The organism is Thermoanaerobacter uzonensis DSM 18761 (assembly GCF_900129115.1).
GTDB lineage: Bacteria > Bacillota > Thermoanaerobacteria > Thermoanaerobacterales > Thermoanaerobacteraceae > Thermoanaerobacter > Thermoanaerobacter uzonensis.
The window spans coordinates 89506-106887 of record NZ_FQUR01000008.1 but is presented as its reverse complement, the minus strand read 5'-3'; the positions used below and the strand labels follow the sequence as shown (position 1 = coordinate 106887).

General features: G+C 32.4%; 19 protein-coding genes. All 19 read right to left on the bottom strand.

The window, feature by feature from the left end; genetic code table 11:
• Positions 1-12: 12 nt before the first annotated feature.
• The 19 genes from rimP to BUB32_RS03700 all read right to left on the bottom strand — a co-directional run bounded on the left by rimP (position 13) and on the right by BUB32_RS03700 (position 17373).
• Positions 13-468 carry a ribosome maturation factor RimP gene (rimP, locus tag BUB32_RS03790; RefSeq protein WP_029689068.1) on the bottom strand — a complete coding sequence of 152 codons (456 nt, stop codon included), beginning with the start codon at positions 466-468 and terminating at the stop codon, positions 13-15.
• 125 nt (positions 469-593) lie between these two features.
• The gene (locus BUB32_RS03785) at positions 594-4817 is read right to left on the bottom strand and encodes a PolC-type DNA polymerase III (protein ID WP_072967603.1); all 4224 of its coding nucleotides are present in this window, start codon (positions 4815-4817) and stop codon (positions 594-596) included.
• Between the two features lie 13 nt (positions 4818-4830).
• Entirely contained in the window at positions 4831-5451 is a 621-nt protein-coding gene (locus tag BUB32_RS03780) for a glycosyltransferase family 2 protein (RefSeq protein ID WP_072967602.1), read from the bottom strand.
• Entirely contained in the window at positions 5451-6512 is a 1062-nt protein-coding gene (gene ispG / locus BUB32_RS03775) for a flavodoxin-dependent (E)-4-hydroxy-3-methylbut-2-enyl-diphosphate synthase (RefSeq protein WP_072967600.1), read from the bottom strand. The genes BUB32_RS03780 and ispG overlap by 1 nt, the downstream gene beginning before the upstream one ends.
• 12 nt (positions 6513-6524) lie before the next feature.
• Entirely contained in the window at positions 6525-7523 is a 999-nt protein-coding gene (gene rseP / locus BUB32_RS03770; RefSeq protein ID WP_072967598.1) for an RIP metalloprotease RseP, read from the bottom strand.
• A 6-nt stretch (positions 7524-7529) separates the two neighbouring features.
• The gene (locus BUB32_RS03765) at positions 7530-8678 is read right to left on the bottom strand and encodes a 1-deoxy-D-xylulose-5-phosphate reductoisomerase (RefSeq protein WP_072967596.1); all 1149 of its coding nucleotides are present in this window, start codon (positions 8676-8678) and stop codon (positions 7530-7532) included.
• Between the two features lie 15 nt (positions 8679-8693).
• Positions 8694-9473, bottom strand: a complete 780-nt coding sequence (locus BUB32_RS03760; RefSeq protein ID WP_072967595.1) for a phosphatidate cytidylyltransferase — start codon at positions 9471-9473, stop codon at positions 8694-8696.
• Between the two features lie 19 nt (positions 9474-9492).
• Positions 9493-10242 (bottom strand): isoprenyl transferase, encoded by a 750-nt coding sequence (locus BUB32_RS03755; RefSeq protein ID WP_072967593.1) that lies wholly within the window; start codon positions 10240-10242, stop codon positions 9493-9495.
• 48 nt (positions 10243-10290) lie between these two features.
• Positions 10291-10476, bottom strand: a complete 186-nt coding sequence (locus BUB32_RS03750; protein WP_003866737.1) for a hypothetical protein — start codon at positions 10474-10476, stop codon at positions 10291-10293.
• Positions 10473-11027 carry a ribosome recycling factor gene (frr, locus tag BUB32_RS03745; protein ID WP_003869144.1) on the bottom strand — a complete coding sequence of 185 codons (555 nt, stop codon included), beginning with the start codon at positions 11025-11027 and terminating at the stop codon, positions 10473-10475. Before frr ends, BUB32_RS03750 begins: the two co-directional genes overlap by 4 nt.
• 2 nt (positions 11028-11029) lie before the next feature.
• Positions 11030-11743 carry a UMP kinase gene (gene pyrH, locus BUB32_RS03740; RefSeq protein ID WP_072967592.1) on the bottom strand — a complete coding sequence of 238 codons (714 nt, stop codon included), beginning with the start codon at positions 11741-11743 and terminating at the stop codon, positions 11030-11032.
• 117 nt (positions 11744-11860) lie between these two features.
• On the bottom strand, positions 11861-12475 hold the full coding sequence (gene tsf / locus BUB32_RS03735) for a translation elongation factor Ts (RefSeq protein ID WP_042833070.1): 615 nt from the start codon (positions 12473-12475) through the stop codon (positions 11861-11863).
• An 83-nt stretch (positions 12476-12558) separates the two neighbouring features.
• The gene (rpsB, locus tag BUB32_RS03730) at positions 12559-13266 is read right to left on the bottom strand and encodes a 30S ribosomal protein S2 (RefSeq protein ID WP_042833071.1); all 708 of its coding nucleotides are present in this window, start codon (positions 13264-13266) and stop codon (positions 12559-12561) included.
• A 143-nt stretch (positions 13267-13409) separates the two neighbouring features.
• Complete coding sequence (locus tag BUB32_RS03725) at positions 13410-13694, bottom strand: hypothetical protein (RefSeq protein ID WP_042833072.1); 285 nt, start codon at positions 13692-13694, stop codon at positions 13410-13412.
• A gap of 13 nt (positions 13695-13707) precedes the next feature.
• Entirely contained in the window at positions 13708-15072 is a 1365-nt protein-coding gene (locus tag BUB32_RS03720) for a DUF342 domain-containing protein (protein ID WP_072967590.1), read from the bottom strand.
• Between the two features lie 15 nt (positions 15073-15087).
• Complete coding sequence (locus BUB32_RS03715; RefSeq protein ID WP_042833074.1) at positions 15088-15828, bottom strand: FliA/WhiG family RNA polymerase sigma factor; 741 nt, start codon at positions 15826-15828, stop codon at positions 15088-15090.
• 18 nt (positions 15829-15846) lie between these two features.
• Positions 15847-16335, bottom strand: coding sequence for a chemotaxis protein CheD (locus BUB32_RS03710; RefSeq protein WP_003869149.1), 489 nt, complete (start codon positions 16333-16335; stop codon positions 15847-15849).
• On the bottom strand, positions 16325-16942 hold the full coding sequence (locus BUB32_RS03705; RefSeq protein ID WP_042805366.1) for a chemotaxis protein CheC: 618 nt from the start codon (positions 16940-16942) through the stop codon (positions 16325-16327). The genes BUB32_RS03710 and BUB32_RS03705 overlap by 11 nt, the downstream gene beginning before the upstream one ends.
• Positions 16943-16947: 5 nt before the next feature.
• A complete protein-coding gene (locus tag BUB32_RS03700) occupies positions 16948-17373 on the bottom strand; it encodes a chemotaxis protein CheW (RefSeq protein WP_072967588.1) in 426 nt (141 codons plus the stop codon).
• Between the last annotated feature and the right edge of the window lie 9 nt (positions 17374-17382).

The following is a 17382-nucleotide window of genomic DNA, read 5'->3' as shown; positions in this document are numbered from 1 at the left end:
CCCTCCTTAATTTTAAAACTTTATTACTGGTTTAACAAGACTTACATTCTTCATATCAAATTCCTTTCTCTCTCCATTATAGAGAATAATTATTTTATCACCTGTAAACTCTATAAGCTCGCCTTCAAACTTTTTTCTCTTATCAATAGGAGAATATAGGGATATTTCTATTTCTTTTCCTATATTTCTTTCAAAATCGCGTGGTTTTTTAAGAGGTCTATCGAGACCGGGAGAAGATACTTCTAAAATATAACTGTGTTCTATTGGGTCTGCTTCATCTAATCTATCGCTTAAATACTCGCTAACCAGTTGACAATCATCTAAAGTAATACCTCCTTCTTTATCTATATAAACTCTCAAATACCAGTGGCTTCCTTCCTTTTTGTATTCTACATCTACCAGTTCAAAATTATTTTTTTCTAAAATAGGCATTACTAAATCCTTTGCAATTTGTTCTATTTTGGACATATCCTTCTCCTCCTAAAACTTTTTATTTTTCATTATATAAACTAAAGAGTGGGAAAACCCACTCTTTGTGCAAAAAATCTATGTTGACATAACAATTATAGCATACACCTTTTACCAACGCAACACTAAAATAAACTTAATTGATTAGATTCTGGCAAATCGGTTAAACATCCATGCTGTTTTAATATTTCTATAACTGTTTTACTGACCTTTGTTCTGTTTCTAAAATCTTCAATCGATAGAAATCTACCATTTTCTCTTTCTTGTGCAATTGTTTTGGCTGCTTGTATTCCTACTCCTTCTAGAGAATTAAGAGGTGGTAGCAATCCTTTTTCAGTAATCAAAAATTTGACTGCATCAGATTTATATAAATCTACATTTGTAAACTTAAATCCTCTTAAGTACATCTCTAAAGCTACTTCTAATACGGTCAAAAGATTTCTTTCTTTAGGACTAGCATTATTTCCTTTAGCTTCTATCTCCTTTATAGCATTTTTTATTCTGTCTTTCCCTTTTAATACAATATCTAAATTAAAGTCATCTGCTCTAACAGTAAAGTAAGTAGTATAAAAGGCTTCTGGATAATGAACTTTAAAATAAGCAATTCGAAATGCCATTATTACATATGCAACGGCATGGGCCTTAGGAAACATATATTTTATTTTTTGGCAAGACTCAATAAACCAATTTGGAACACCGTGTTTTTTCATTTCTTCTATTCCTTCTGGTGTCACACCTTTGCCTTTTCTTACATTTTCCATTATTTTGAAAGACAATTTTTTGTCCATACCTTTGCTTATCAAATAAAGCATTATGTCATCTCTTGTAGATATTACCTCTTTTAATGTAGCTATTCCTTCTCTTATTATGTCCTGAGCATTGTTGAGCCATACATCAGTGCCATGAGAAAGTCCACTTATGCGTACTAGTTCTGAAAAAGTAGTAGGACGTGTGTCAATAAGCATCTGTCTTACAAACTTTGTTCCAAACTCGGGTAATCCTAAAGTACCCACAGGAGTATTTAGCTCTTCAGGGTCTATTCCCAATGCTTCTACACTGGTAAATAAGCTCATAGTTTTTTTATCGTCTAAAGGTATTTCTCTTGCATTAATTCCGGTTAAATCCTCCAGCATTCTTATAACTGTAGGGTCATCATGCCCTAAGATATCCAGTTTTAAAAGCCTTCCGCTTATTGAATGGTAGTCAAAATGAGTTGTTATAACATCAGTGTCTTCTGCATCAGCAGGATGCTGTATTGGAGTAAAGTCATAAATACTCTTGTCCTTTGGCACTACCATTATTCCACCTGGATGTTGCCCTGTGGTTCTTTTCACTCCTGTACAACCTATAGTAAGTCTTTTGATTTCTGATTTATGAACTATTAAATTGCGTTCTTCAAAATATTTTTTGACATATCCATAAGCAGTTTTATCTGCTAAAGTTCCAATAGTACCTGCTCTAAAAACATGGCCTTTTCCGAAAAGTTCCTCTGTATACTTATGAGCAATAGGTTGGTATTCCCCAGAAAAATTAAGGTCTATATCTGGTTCTTTATCCCCTTCAAAACCTAAAAACACTTCAAAAGGTATATCAAAACCATCTTTCCTCATCAAAGTGCCACAGTGAGGACAAGTCTTATCCGGCATGTCCACACCACAACCATAGCTTCCATCAGTTATAAACTCGGAATACTTACAATTTGGACAAACATAATGAGGCGGCAGCGGGTTAACTTCTGTTATTCCGCTCATAGTGGCTACTAAAGAAGAGCCTACAGAACCTCTAGAACCAACCAAATACCCATCTTTTAAAGACTTAGACACTAATTTTTGAGCTATAATATACATAACTGCATATCCATTGTTAATTATAGAATTTAATTCTCTATTTAAGCGATTTTGTACTATTTCCGGCAAAGGGTCACCGTATATTTCATGGGCTTTATCTAAAGTAAGCCTTCTTAATTCTTCTTCAGCTCCCTCTATCACAGGAGGGAATGTTCCATCTGGTATGGGTTTTACTTCTTCTACAAGGTCAGCAATTTTATTAGGATTATCGATTACAATCTCTTTTGCTACTTCTTCCCCTAAATATTCAAATTCTTTTAGCATCTCATCAGTTGTTTTAAAATACAAAGGTGGTTGTCTATCTGCATCCTTATATCCTTTTCCTGCCATTAAAATTTTTCTGTATATATTATCCCATGGATCTAAAAAGTGCACATCTCCTGTTGCTACTACTAATTTATTGTATTCTTTACCTAAAAGGTAAATTTTTCGATTAATTTCTCTTAATTCTTCTACACTTTTTACTTCTCCTTTTTCAACTAAAAACTCATTATTTCCAACAGGCTGTATTTCTAAATAATCGTAAAAAGAAATAATATTCTCTAGTTTCTTTTCTTCTAAGTTAGATACAATTGCCCTAAAAACTTCCCCCTGTTCGCAAGCAGAACCAATGATAAGACCTTCTCTCATACTAATAAGTAAACTTTTAGGAATACGAGGTGTTCTATAAAAATATTCCAAATTGGATTTAGAGATTATTTCGTATAAATTTCTCAATCCTTTTTGGTCTTTTACCAAAATCGTGACATGATAGACAGGAAGTTTCCGTATGTCAACTTCACTTTCTCTTAATATGGCATTTATATCTTTTACTTTTTTTACTCCTAATTCTTTTAATATATCAATAGTTTTTATAAATATTTCAGCTGTAGCTCTAGCATCGTCTACTGCTCTGTGGTGATGTTCCAATTTTACCTGCAAGTGTTCAGACAGTGTATCTAGCTTGTAATTTTTCAAATCTTTATATAAATGCCTACTTAGTTCTAAGGTATCTAAAACCGCATTGTTTACATTTAAATTAAATTTTTTAGCTTTAGATTTTATAAAAGATACATCAAAATTTGCATTATGAGCTACTAAAACACTGTTAGAAGCAAACTCTAAAAATTTAGGTAATATTTCTTCTATAGAAGGAGCATCTTTAACCATAGATTCGTCAATTCCAGTAAGTTTTTTTATAAAAGAAGAAATAGGAATTTTGGGATTAACAAAGGTTTCAAAAGTATCTATTATTTTGCCTTCTTTTATTTTTACTGCACCAATTTCAATTATTTCATCATTTATATTGGAAAGACCCGTCGTCTCTATATCAAAAACAGTAAATTCATCTTCTAAAGTAGCTTCTGTATCTCCTGTTACAATAGGTACACCATCATCCACCAAATAACCTTCTACACCGTATATGACTTTTACACCGTATTTAGAAGATGCTTCCATTGCTTCTGGAAATGCCTGTACAACTGCATGGTCTGTTATAGCAATGGCTTTGTGTCCCCATTTTGCCGCTCTTTTAATCACTTCTGTTGCAGAGGCTACTGCATCCATACTACTCATTTGCGTGTGTAAGTGAAGTTCCACTCTTTTTTCTTCACTTAAGTCCTTTCTTTCTTTTGGAGATGTTAGCTGAAGGTCTTTTAAACTTATTACTAAGTCTCCTTCATATTTATCGTAGAAAACTTTCCCTCCTAATCTTACAAAACTGCCTACTTGGATATTCTCTTTTAAATAATTATACTTTTCCTCAGTTAAAAAGGCTTTTACAAGTATTGATGAAGTATAATCAGTTATATCAAAAGTCATTAAAATTTTGGACTTTAATTCCTTAAACTCGAGAGAAAAGATTTCACCTTCTATTATTGCTTCTTCTGTTTCTGCAGTGATATTTTTAATGGATATTGCTTCAGCTTTTATTTCCTTTCCTAAAAGTACTTGGGAATCTTCTTTATCCTCAATTTTTTCTGTTGTTTTGCCAGTTTCTTGCTTCTGCCCGCTTTTAGCGATTTCTTCAATAATTTTTATATCTTCTTCCATTATTATTCTTTCCATTGTATCTTCAAACTCTTCTAAAAGGACTACATCTATTTCTGTTTTAAACCCATATTTATCCTTTAGAAATTTCTTAAGAACAAAATCAATTTTATTGTTTTTTATAAATTGATAGACTACTTCGTTGGGAGCTTTAATTATTATCTTTTGATTTTCTGTTACTACATCACAGGTTTTTAAAAAACTAAGAGAAGTGGGATATTCTTCGCTTATTTTTAAAAATATTTCTTCAAAATTATCTACTATGTCTTGAAGATTATTAAATTTTTCTTTTTGTTCTATTACAACTTCTACTTCTTTAATTAAAGGAAATTTATTAAGCAAAAAATCCCGGAAGTTCTTTATCCGAGAACTTGCTTGATTGTTGGAGGATACACTTACAATTAGTTTTCTCTCTTTTTTTAACAGTTTTACTTTTTTTATTTCAATTTCCTGCAGGAAAAATTCTGGAATCATCAAATCCCTCTTTCTAAATCCACATTTTTAAAATATCAAAATACATTTTTAATCGCGCATAAAAGCCTTTAACTAATCCCAGCTTTTCTTCTTTCATGACATGACTCATATTCTCAAGAGGCACATTTACCACCCTTAACTTATTCTTTTCAGCATGTCTATTTAAAGCAATTTCTACTCCGAATCTACTGATTTCCATCTCTTCAATGTTTTCTAAAAACTGCCTTTTTATTGCCCTTTGTCCTGACAAAAAGGGTGCTATTTTTTGTGCGAAATCTGTAGATTTTCTTCCACCAGAAAAAATTCCAATTGTCATATCTGCTTCATTTTTTAATACAGGAGATACGAGATTTACAAAATGTTTTTTAGTAAATCCAATCAAATCGGCATCTAACATAACAATAATATCACCTTTAGAATTATCTATTCCTGCTTTTAATGCTTTTCCTTTTCCTTGATTTTTTTCTAAATTGACAAGCTTCACATTGTATTTTGATGCTTGTTCTTTTGTATCATCTGTAGAACCATCATTTACAACTATGATTTCATCAATCAGGTCTATTGTTTCTAAGACTGATAAAACTCTCCCAATATTTTTTCCTTCATTAAAAGCTGGGATTACAACAGAAATCATTAAGAATCCTCCTCAAGTAATTTTTCAATTTCTTTCATCAATTCTTCTACTAACTCTTCTTCCTTAACTTTTTTATAAACTTTTCCTTTTTTGAAAACGATTCCTTCTCCCTCTCCTCCTGCTATTCCTATATCTGCTTCTTTTGCTTCCCCTGGTCCATTTACAACACATCCCATAACAGCAACTTTTAAAGGCTTTTTAATATGCCTCGTCCTTTTTTCTACTTCTTCTGCTAACTTTATCAAGTCAATTTTTGTTCTGCCGCAGGTAGGACAGGAAATGACTTCGACTCCTTCTTTTAAAAGACCTAAAGAGCGTAAAATTTGTCTTCCTACTCTTACTTCATGGACTGGGTCACCTGTTAGAGAAACTCGTATTGTGTCTCCTATTCCTAAATAAAGCAATGTTCCTATTCCTATAGCAGATTTTATAGTGCCAGTTTCAATTGTACCTGCCTCTGTTATGCCTACGTGCAATGGATAGTCTACTTTCGAAGAAGCGAGCTTATAAGCTTCTATAGTAAGTGGTACATTTGTAGTTTTAAGCGAAATAACTATATCATAAAAACCTAACTTTTCTAAAATTAAAACATTTTTTAAAGCGCTTTCCACAACTGCTTCGGCAGTTACTCCCTTGTATTTATGTAATATTTCTTTTTCTAAAGAACCAGAATTTACACCTATTCTAATAGGAATACCTTTTTCTTTTGCTATTTCTACCACTTTTTTGATATTTTCTTCTCTTCCTATGTTTCCGGGATTAATTCTTATCTTGTCTGCTCCATTTTCAATTGATTTTATAGCTAATCGATAATCAAAATGAATATCTGCTACCAAAGGAATATTTATATTTTTCTTTATTTCTTTTATTGCTTCAGCTGCTTTCATATCCGGAACAGCAACTCTTATAATATCACAGCCTTCAGCTTCTAGCCTTTTTATCTGCTCTATTGTTTTTTCAATATCATGGGTATCCGTGTTAGTCATAGACTGAACCAAAATTGGATTATTTCCTCCAATTTTTTTATTGCCTATCTTGACTTCGCGAGTAATTTTTCTCATCTTTATCACCTTTTAAAAAATGCGTAGAATATCCCTATAGGTTGCAAAAATCAACAAAGCTATCAACAGTAAAAAACCCAAATAATGAATATAGCCTTCTTTTTCAGGTGGCAATGGTTTACCTCTTACTGCTTCTGCTAACACAAACAAAATCCTTCCACCGTCTAAAGCCGGTAGTGGCAATAGATTAAAAAGGCCTAAATTTACACTTATAAGAGCAGAAAAAGCTAGTAAATTTATAACACCTGTTTTAGCGACTGTTCCAACAGCTTGAACAATTCCCACAGGTCCCATAATATCATTGACAGAAACCTTTCCGGTTACTAACATTACAAGAGACAAAATAATAAGTTTCGAAAAATATACTGTCTGATTGATGGCAGTTTTAAAGGCAAGAGAGATAGAACGCTCATAGTCTGGAACAATTCCTATCATTACCTTTGAAGCGTTTTTATCAAAAATTGGTTTTACTTGTTTTTGTAAAATTTGATTTTCCCTTTGAATTTCAATTGTCAATACTCGCTCTCCATTAGAACTTATGGCTTTCTCTAACTCCTCCCATGTATTTATTTTTGTATTATTTACCATTACAATTTTGTCCCCTGGCAAAATTCCTGCTTTTTCAGCAGGATATCCTTCCATTACAGATTTTACCTGTGGTATCGGACTTCCTATATTAAAAAATACAATAAAAAGCAATAAAAAAGCTAATAATATATTCATTAAAGGACCTGCAGCAAAGACAGCCAACCTTACAGGCCAAGGCTTATTTACTATAGCCCGCGGGTCACTAGATTTTTCATCTTCACCTTCTAAAGCAACATAACCACCGAATAGCAATGCTCTAAAAGAATACTCTGTTTCTCCGTATTTCTTTTTAAAAAGTCGTGGCCCAAAGCCAATAGAAAATTCATTTACTCTAGCTCCAGAAAGTTTTGCAACGATAAAATGTCCAAATTCGTGAAACATTACTAAAACGCTTAAAACAATTATACTTATCAATATTGTCAAAATGTATCACCTCATATATTTTTTTGCTATTTTTTCTTTAACCTCTTTATCCACATTTATTATATCATCTAAAGTGGGATTTTGTATATTATTATGTTCTTTCATACTCTCCTCTATGATTTCAGCTATTTGCAAAAATTCTATTTTTTTATTTAAAAACAAAGATACAGCTATTTCATCAGCTGCATTTAATACGGTAGTCATAGTTCCTCCAATTTTTAAAGCCTCATATGCTAACGACAAACATTTAAAAGTTTCTAAATCGGGTTTTTCAAAAGTTAGCTGAGTTGTAAGAGAAAAATCTAAAAAATTTATTCCATTTATGTAATTGCGAGTAGGATAATTTAATGCATACTGAATAGGTATCCTCATATCAGCAGTAGCCAATTGTGCAATTACACTACCATCTATATATTCTACCATTGAGTGAATTATACTCTGGGGATGCACAATCACATCAATTTTATCTTCAGAAATGTCAAAGAGCCATTTTGCTTCTATTACTTCAAACCCTTTATTCATCAAAGTGGCAGAATCTATCGTGATTTTTTTCCCCATTTTCCAATTAGGATGATTTAGAGCCTCATTTACAGTTACTTTTCTCAAATCTTCTTTTTTCTTTCCCCTAAAAGGACCTCCAGAGGCTGTTAAAATCAATCGAGATACTTGTTTTGTGTCATTTCCTCTTAAACATTGGAGTATAGCAGAGTGTTCACTATCTACAGGTAAAAGACTTATATCTTTCTTTTTTACCAAATCCATTACGATTTGTCCAGCTGTTACAAGCACTTCTTTATTCGCTAAAGCAATATCTTTTCCCATCTGGATAGCTGTAACTGTTGGAATAAGGCCAGCAATTCCTTCTACAGCTACCACCACTAAATCTGCGTCGTACTTTACAATTTCTTGAAGCCCTTTGCTGCCAGTTAGAATTTCGACATTTTTATTTAGATTCTCCCTTAATTGGTTAGCTTTATCTTCATCTTTAACTGCTACGACTTTAGGATTAAATTCTTTAATTTGTTTAGATAAAAGTTCTATGTTGTTATAAGCTGTAAGTCCTACTATTTCAAAATTTTCTTTGAAATTTTTTATTACCTCTAATGTTTGTGTACCGATAGAACCAGTCGAGCCGAGAATTATTATCTTTTTCATGAAGTACATCCCTTTCTAAATTAAGTACTGAAAAATAAAGTATATAAAAGGAGAAACAAATAAAATACTATCAAATCTATCTAAAATTCCTCCATGACCAGGAATTATATTTCCAAAGTCTTTAATGTAGCAGTTTCTTTTTATAAAGGAAGCAATTAAATCTCCACATTGAGCGATTATACTTCCAAATAAGCCTATAATTACAGAAAGATATATAGTAACATTCGATTGAGGGAATAACCAAACAAATAAACCACAACTGATGACAGAGCCTATGATTCCTCCAATTCCTCCTTCTATCGTCTTTTTGGGACTGATTGTAGGAGCGAGTTTGTGCTTTCCAAAAAATCTACCGATAAAATAGGCAAAAGTATCTGTCATCCAAGAGACTATAAAAACAAACCATACTATGTAAATTCCTTCAGGCATTTCTCTAAGTTTTTGTATGTACAAAAAGAAAAGAGGTATATAAATGATTCCCATTAAAGTTAGAGCGTAATCTTTGAGACTATATTTTTTATTAGTCAAAAACAGCAAAAAAAGCATCATTGTGATTATAACTAATACATCTACTTTTGCGATTTTACTTTCTAAAAAATATAAAAGGATTGCTGACAAATATCCAAAAATTTTTACAGGCCGTATCCCAATATTTTTTGTAGCATTATAAAATTCATTAAGTCCTAATATGCTTACTAAAACTAAGACAATTTTAAGCATATTTCCCCCTTTTATTAAAATGAAAAATAAAATTGGCAAGCCTACTATCGCACTTATAACTCTTGTTTTTAGCATATTTATTTACCACTCCTTACTATACTCCCCCAAATCTCCTTTGGCGAGTTTGGTAATACAATATTGCTTCAATAAGATGTTCTTTGCCAAAATCCGGCCACAGTACCTCTGTAAACCAAAGCTCAGAATAAGCAGATTGCCACAATAAGAAATTGCTCAATCTTTTTTCTCCACTTGTTCTTATTATAAGATCTGGATCTGGCTGGTTTTTAGTATACAAATTTTCACTTATAGTTTGTTCTGTAATTTCCTCAGTGGACAATTCTTTATTTAAAATCTTTGTGCAAATTTTTTTCACAGCCTTTACTATTTCATCTCTTCCGCCATAATTTAACGCAATATTAAGTACAAGGCCAGAGTTGTTTTTTGTTACATTTTGCGCCCGTTCTATTTCAATTTTACACTTATGTGGTAAAACGGAAATATCACCTATGAAGTTAATCAATACATTATTTTTATTCAATTCGTCTACTTCTTTAGAGAGAAATTCAACGAGTAAATCCATTAAAAAATTTACTTCTTCTTTAGGTCTTTTCCAGTTTTCGGTTGAAAAAGCGTACAAAGTTAAATATTTTATCCCTAATTCTCTAGAGGCTTTTACAACCTCTCTTACAGCATTAACACCAGCTTTATGGCCATAAAATCTCATCATCCCTCTTTTTTGAGCCCATCTTCCATTTCCATCCATGATAATACCTATATGAATAGGCAATCTATTTTTATCAATTTTGTCACTCAAGTCTCTATTTTTTTGTCGAAAAAACACCATTTATTTTCCTCCTCATTTTATAAGGGCACCCCCTCGTCAGAGGGGGGATTAAATTCTAATAACAGTAATTTCAAGAATGTTATTTTGTTCTTTTATCCTGGCAACTTTTAAACGAGAACCCTCATATTTAAAAATAGATTTTGTCTCTACAACGTTAAATTTTAAGTCCTTAGGTAATTTTTCTATTATTTTATGTAAATCCATCCCTATAAAATTATTATAATAATCTGTCAAATTTCCATTATCTCCTTTTCTTTAGCTTCCACCGCTTTGTCTATCTCTTTAATATATTTGTCAGTTAATTTTTGAATTTCTTCTTCTCTCTTTTTTCTTTCATCTTCCGAAATTTCGCCGTTTTTTTCCATTTTTTTTACAGCATCATTAGCATCTCTTCTTATTTGCCTTACTGCTACTTTTGCCTCTTCTGCTTTTTTATGAACTAACTTTACCAATTCTTTTCTTCTTTCTTCAGTCAATTCAGGAAAAACTAATCTTAACACTTTACCGTCAGAAACTGGATTAATTCCTAAATCTGATTTCTGTATTGCTTTTTCAATATCGCTTATTTTTGAAACATCCCACGGTTGTACAACTAGTACTCTTGGCTCCGGAGCTGTAATGGTGGCTAATCTGTTAAGAGGGGTTGGAGTACCATAATAATCTACCATAATTCGGTCAAGTAGTGCAGGATTTGCTCTACCTGCTCTTATAGCAGCTAATTCGTTTTTTAAAACGCTCAAAGATTTTTGCATTTTTTCTTCGCTAGCTTTTAAATAATCACTCATACTTAAACCTCCTTCACTATTGTACCAATATCTTTTCCTGTTACTACTTTCTTTATATTTCCGTAGGTAGTAAGGTCAAAAACTATGATTGGTATTTTATTGTCCATGCATAAAGACGTTGCTGTTGAATCCATTACTCCTAAACCTTTGTTTAAAACATCTAAATAAGACAACTCTCTAAATTTTACAGCGTCTTTGTATTTATTTGGGTCTTTGTCATAGACTCCATCTACTTTTTTAGCTAATAGTATGACCTCAGCATCTATTTCTGCTGCTCTTAATGAAGCAGCAGTATCAGTTGAAAAGAAGGGATTCCCTGTCCCAGCAGCAAATATAACAACTCGTCCTTTTTCTAAGTGTCTTATTGCTCTTCTGCGTATATAGGGTTCTGCAATTGCTCTCATCTCAATAGCTGTCTGAACTCTTGTAGGAACTTCCCGTTGCTCTAAAGCATCTTGCAGTGCAAGAGCATTAATTACAGTTGCGAGCATTCCCATGTGGTCTGCAGTAGTTCTGTCCATCCCAATGCCTTCTCTTCCCCGCCATATATTTCCTCCGCCAACTACAAGACCAATTTGAACTCCCATTTCTTTCACTTCTTTTATCTCGTCTGCTATTCGATTAACAGTGTCAAAATCGATTCCAAATCCCTTATTTCCTGCCAAAGCTTCTCCTGAGATTTTCAGAACTACTCGCTTGTAAACAACTGACGACACAATAACACCCCATTCTTATAAGTTCTATAAAAATTTTGAAAATCCTTCTTAATCTTTTAAGTAATTTATAAAAATGGGACACAACCGTGTCCCTATGTGGTTGCCTATTTAATTTTATTACTCATTTGAGGAAGTTTCAATACCTTCTCCTCTTTCAAATCTAACAAATCTTCTTATCACAATATTTTCTCCTAATTTTGCAATCGTCTCATTTAACAAATCTTTCACTGTTTTTTCTGGGTCTCTAATGTATTCTTGTTCTAACAAGCAATTCTCTTTGTAAAATTTTTCAATACGTCCTTCAACTATTCTATCTACGACATTTTGTGGTTTCCCTTCATTTAATGCCTGTGCTTTTAAAATTTCTCTTTCTTTTTCCAAAACAGTTTGTGGCACATCTTCACGAGAAATATACTTTGGATTTGCAGCAGCAATTTGCATACATATTTCTTTAACAAAATTTTTAAATTCATCAGTATTCGCAACAAAATCTGTTTCACAATTTACTTCTACTAAAACCCCTATTCTTCCACCACTGTGTATGTAGGCATCAACTAAGCCTTCATTGGCAACTCTACCTGCTTTTTTAGCAGCAGCAGCCAATCCTTTTTCTCTTAAAATATCTATGGCCTTTTCCATATCTCCATTTGCTTCCATTAAAGCTTTTTTACAATCCATCATTCCAGCGCCAGTTCGTTCTCTTAATTCTTTAACAGCTTGTGCTGATATCATTAGAAAAACCTCCTTAGATTGATAAATGATATACAATAGTGGTAAGGAGCTTTGCCTTTTTCCTTACCACTAGACAAAAATTTTCACTCTTCTGAAGCAGCAAATTGTTCGCCTTGATTGCCTTCAATCACTGCATCTGCAATCTTGGAAGTAATAAGCTTGACAGCTCTTATAGCATCATCATTCCCCGGAATAGGATAATCGATTAGCTCAGGATCGCAATTAGTATCTACAATAGCTACAATTGGTATTTCCAAGCTTTGAGCTTCTGCCACAGCGATAGCTTCTTTTTTGGGATCAACGATGAATAAAGCGGAAGGCAGAGACTGCATATTCTCTATTCCGCCTAAAAATTTCTGCAATCTTTCCTTTTCTTTTCTAAGTTTTATTACCTCTTTTTTGGGAAGAACATCAAAAGTTCCATCTTCCTCCATTTTTTTGAGTTCTTTTAATCGTTGAATTCTTCCTCTAATTGTTTTAAAATTAGTTAGGGTTCCACCTAACCACCTTTGATTTACATAAAACATACCACATCTTTCTGCTTCTTCCTTAATAGAATCCTGAGCCTGTTTCTTGGTCCCAACAAAAAGAATAGTGCCCCCTTCCATGGCCAACTTTTTGACAAATTCATAAGCTTGTTCCAGTTTTTCTACTGTTTGTTGTAAATCAATGATGTAAATTCCATTTCTTTCTGTAAAAATATAAGGAGCCATTTTAGGGTTCCATCTTCTTGTTTGATGACCAAAATGTACCCCTGCTTCTAATAACTGCTTCATTGAAATTACCGACATACATCCACCTCCTATGGTTATTCCTCCGCCTAAATCCTCTTGCAAAAAGACCTTTTCAGGCACCCTTTTTGCAATCATTAGGCGTGTGTTGTTGACTGCCAATGAATACTATATTATATATTTTGCTAAATGTCAATATATTATCACACTTTTATGTCTATATGCCCTATAGTTTTTTTGCTTTTTTTATCTTTATCTTTTTCCTGCTTATTTTTTTGTTCAGAGTTTTGGCGATCTTTTATAAGAGTTTTTTCTGTTTTCTCGAGTTCATTAGGCTTTGTCTTCTTTATTTCATTTTCTCTATTAGAAAGGGTTGTTATTTGCTGAGAATAAATGACAGGCTTTTGAAGGTCAATTTGTTTCAAGTTTCCTACCTCTACAGTACGAGGTAGAATAGATTTTAAGTCAATAGGGACATTGGAAGACATAAAATTCATCTCCTTATTTTAGAGGAAAAAATTTTATTTCTTCCTCATTTTTTATAAACATAGCATATTTAATAGGTTCTTGTATCTTTAAAATAACGTCATCAATGACGAGTTTAGTTCCTGGAAATATTGTATCAAAAACTTTTATAATTCCAATACTAGAACTTTTTATTTCCTCCTTTAAAGAATTTAATTCCTCACTTAGACGATGATTTAGAGAAATTAAATCTTGGAAAGATTTTTTAGCTTTATTATAAATTTCTTCTTTATCAGGAGGTAAGTTTTCGATTTTTTCTATGTACTTAAGAATTTTTCCTATTTTTTCTAATTGGGCATTGTTTTGTTCTATTTGGGAAGTTAATTCTGCTATTTTCAGTCTCTTTTGAGGCAGTATGCCTACTTGTAATTCTGTATACGTTCCCATTTTTGAACCAATATTTGCCGCTGAAATTTCTCTTGCAGCTACAATTTTACTGCCAATAATTTGGCTTTTATTTCCTAAAAGTTTTACACTTCCTCCTGCTTTTACATCGCAATAAATTATCGCTTCACTGTATATATCTTCTCCGGCTTCTACACTGCAGTTTTGTAAATACTTTGCTGTAATATTTCCTTCTGCAATAATTTTTGCCCTTCCAGCGCCTTGTACTCCTTTATGAATACTGATATTCCCTTTTGCTATTATAGTCGCTGCTTCCACTACTCCAAAAATTTCTATATTACCTTCACTTTCAACAATAAAACCTGATTTAACATTTCCAGTAATTTTGACACTTGCTACCGTTTTTATGTTTCCTACAGAAGTGTCGACTTCTTTTACTTCCAAAAGAGTATGTACTTCTATTTTGTTGTTTAAAACCACGATATGACCATCTACAGAAGCTACAAGCTTATCATCATCAATATAAGTATTTTTCCCAAGAGGAAGTCTTACATCTTTCCCGCCTAGAGCATCAACTTTTTGTCCAAAAACATTAATTCCTGGTTGTCCTGCGGTAGGATTTATTTTTCGAGCTATTATTTGGCCTTTTTTAACGTTTTTAAACAAGTCTAAATTTTTATAATCTACACTTCCATCCTCCAAAATTTTTGGGGTTGCAGCCCTTTCTACGTCTATCTCAAAAATTATCTTTCCATCTTCTCCATTTATAGGCTTTTTACCTTCTGCAATTAATACACCTTTTGCATTTTTCAAATCTTTACAAATATTATCTATAACATCAAATTTTACTCCATATACTATATTATGTTTCGAGATTTCTTGTAATAAAACCTCTTTATTAATACTAATACCATTGGGGTCTTCAATTAAAGTCAAATAGGCTTGTTGTTTATCTCTCGATACGTCAATAAGTACTTTGTACTTTTTTTCATCCATTTTAAAGCCCCCATTTTAAAAGTATCCACTTAATATCTCCCTTATCCTTTTGATAGCTTTTGTATGAATTTGTGATATTCTAGATTCTGTTAAATTTAAAATTTTGCTTATGTCTTTGTAGTTTAAATCTTCATAATAATACAATGTTATTACCAATCTTTCTTTATCTGGTAAATTTTTAATAGCATTTGCTAGTTTTCTTTTCAGTTCTTTGTATAATACTTCCTCTTCTGGGTTTTTTAATTCGACGTCTGAAATAGCATGTAATTTAAAGTTATTTTCAATAGCTTCCTCTAAAGAATTAACATTAGAAACATTGATATAACTTAAAGTTTTTAAAACGTCTATTTCATTTAAGCCACAAGCTTCTGTTATTTCTTCAACTGTAGGTTCCCTATTATATTTTTGTTGAAGTGTTTCTACGGTTTCTTCTATTTTTCTGTACTTCTTTTTGAGACTTCGAGGCATCCAATCTTTTTTCCGCAAATAGTCTATTATTTCTCCTCTTATTCTTAAAGTAGCGTAAGTTTCAAATTTTACACCTTTACTAGGCTGATATTTTTCAATTGCATCGATAAGGCCAAGTACTCCTTGATTTATCAAGTCTTCATACTCAGATTGAGTAATATCAGAAATGATGAGTTTTTTGACAATATGTTTGACAAGCGGCATATACTTGATTATTATTTCATTTCGTAGATTTGGGTCTTTACTAGAATTATAAGTTTTCCATATATCCTCCTCCACTAATGCCATACAAAATTCCCCCAATTTTTAAATATATTTTATTCCATAACCAATAGTTTTAACTAATAGTCTTCCATCCTCAGAATAAAACTCAATAGTTCTTCCATAATTTCCACCTATATCTTCCGCAACGATCGGTATGCCAAGTTTTCCTAGTACTTCTTTAGTAGCAACTGCATTTCTTTCTCCTATGTTCATAATGTCAGAATTTATCTTCGAAGAAAACATTTGCGCTCCTCCAGCAATTTTACTAATTAACCTTTTAGGATTAGCGCCCAATTTTACCATCTCTTCAATCAAAACTTGGATACCGGTATCGGCAAACTTAAGTTTATTAGAATTATCAGATATTTTGTTACTATAAGGTAACATAATATGTACCAGACCTGATATTTTTGTAATTGGGTCATAAAGAACAATTCCGACACAAGACCCCAGCCCAATGGTTGTAAGAATTCCTGGGCTTTGTGTGACCTTTGCATCTGCCATTCCAACCCTATAAATCTTATTTTCCATTCACTTCAACTCCAAGCGCTTTTAGTATTAAATCAAAAGAGTTAATATCTGGTATTAAGAAGAAATCACCTTTTATAAGTTTTTCTCCCTCTATAAACTGGGTCTCAATAAACAAAATCTTATCAGAAATTTCTCCGTATTTAATAGCCGGAACACTCAAAATTGCTCCTGCCATGTCTATACTTATTGCAGGGGGTGAAATTTTCATATTTAAAGAAGTAAGAGTAGATAATGAGGCTACATAGCTACCTGCCATAATATTTCCTATTTCCTCTAAAGCCGATTTTTCTAACTCATCAAATTCTTCTTTTACTTCCAATCCCATGAGGCTCCAAATAAGAGAAGCAGCGCTTTTTATATCAAGTGCAAAAAGAATATTACCATTTACATCTCCATCTAGATCGAAATAAATACCAACAATGATCGTATCAGCAGAGCCAAATATATCTGATACTTCTTGAAAATCTAGAATTTTTACCTTTGGCACTTGCATGTCCACTTTTTTGCCAATCATTGTTGAAAGAGCAGTTATAGCATTTCCTGCTCCAATATTTCCTAATTCTTTTAAAATGTCTAAGTACATTTCATTTAATCGGCTAATATCCACATTTCTCACACCCTGACATCTAATAATTTTTTTAAATCTAAAATGAGAAATACCTTATCTTTAATTTTTCCTACTTTGCTGACGAATTTTCCAAATTCATCAGAAACTTCATTAAAAACCAGGTTATCAATATTTTCTTCCGCAATATCAACCACTTCATTAGCATTATCTACAATCACGCCTACTAACATATCGTAAGCCTTTAAAACCACAATTCTTGTATCTTCATCATACTCTTTTTCAACTAAACCCAATTTTACTCTTAAAGAAATCACAGGAATTATTTCTCCTCTTAAATTTATAACGCCTTTTACATGACTTTCAGTCTGAGGAACTCTTGTTATAGGCATTACTTTTTCTATAGTCTGCACTTTTTCTATGTTTATTGCATATTCTTCCTCATCAATTTTGGCGATAACATATAGGCTCAAAGTTCTCCC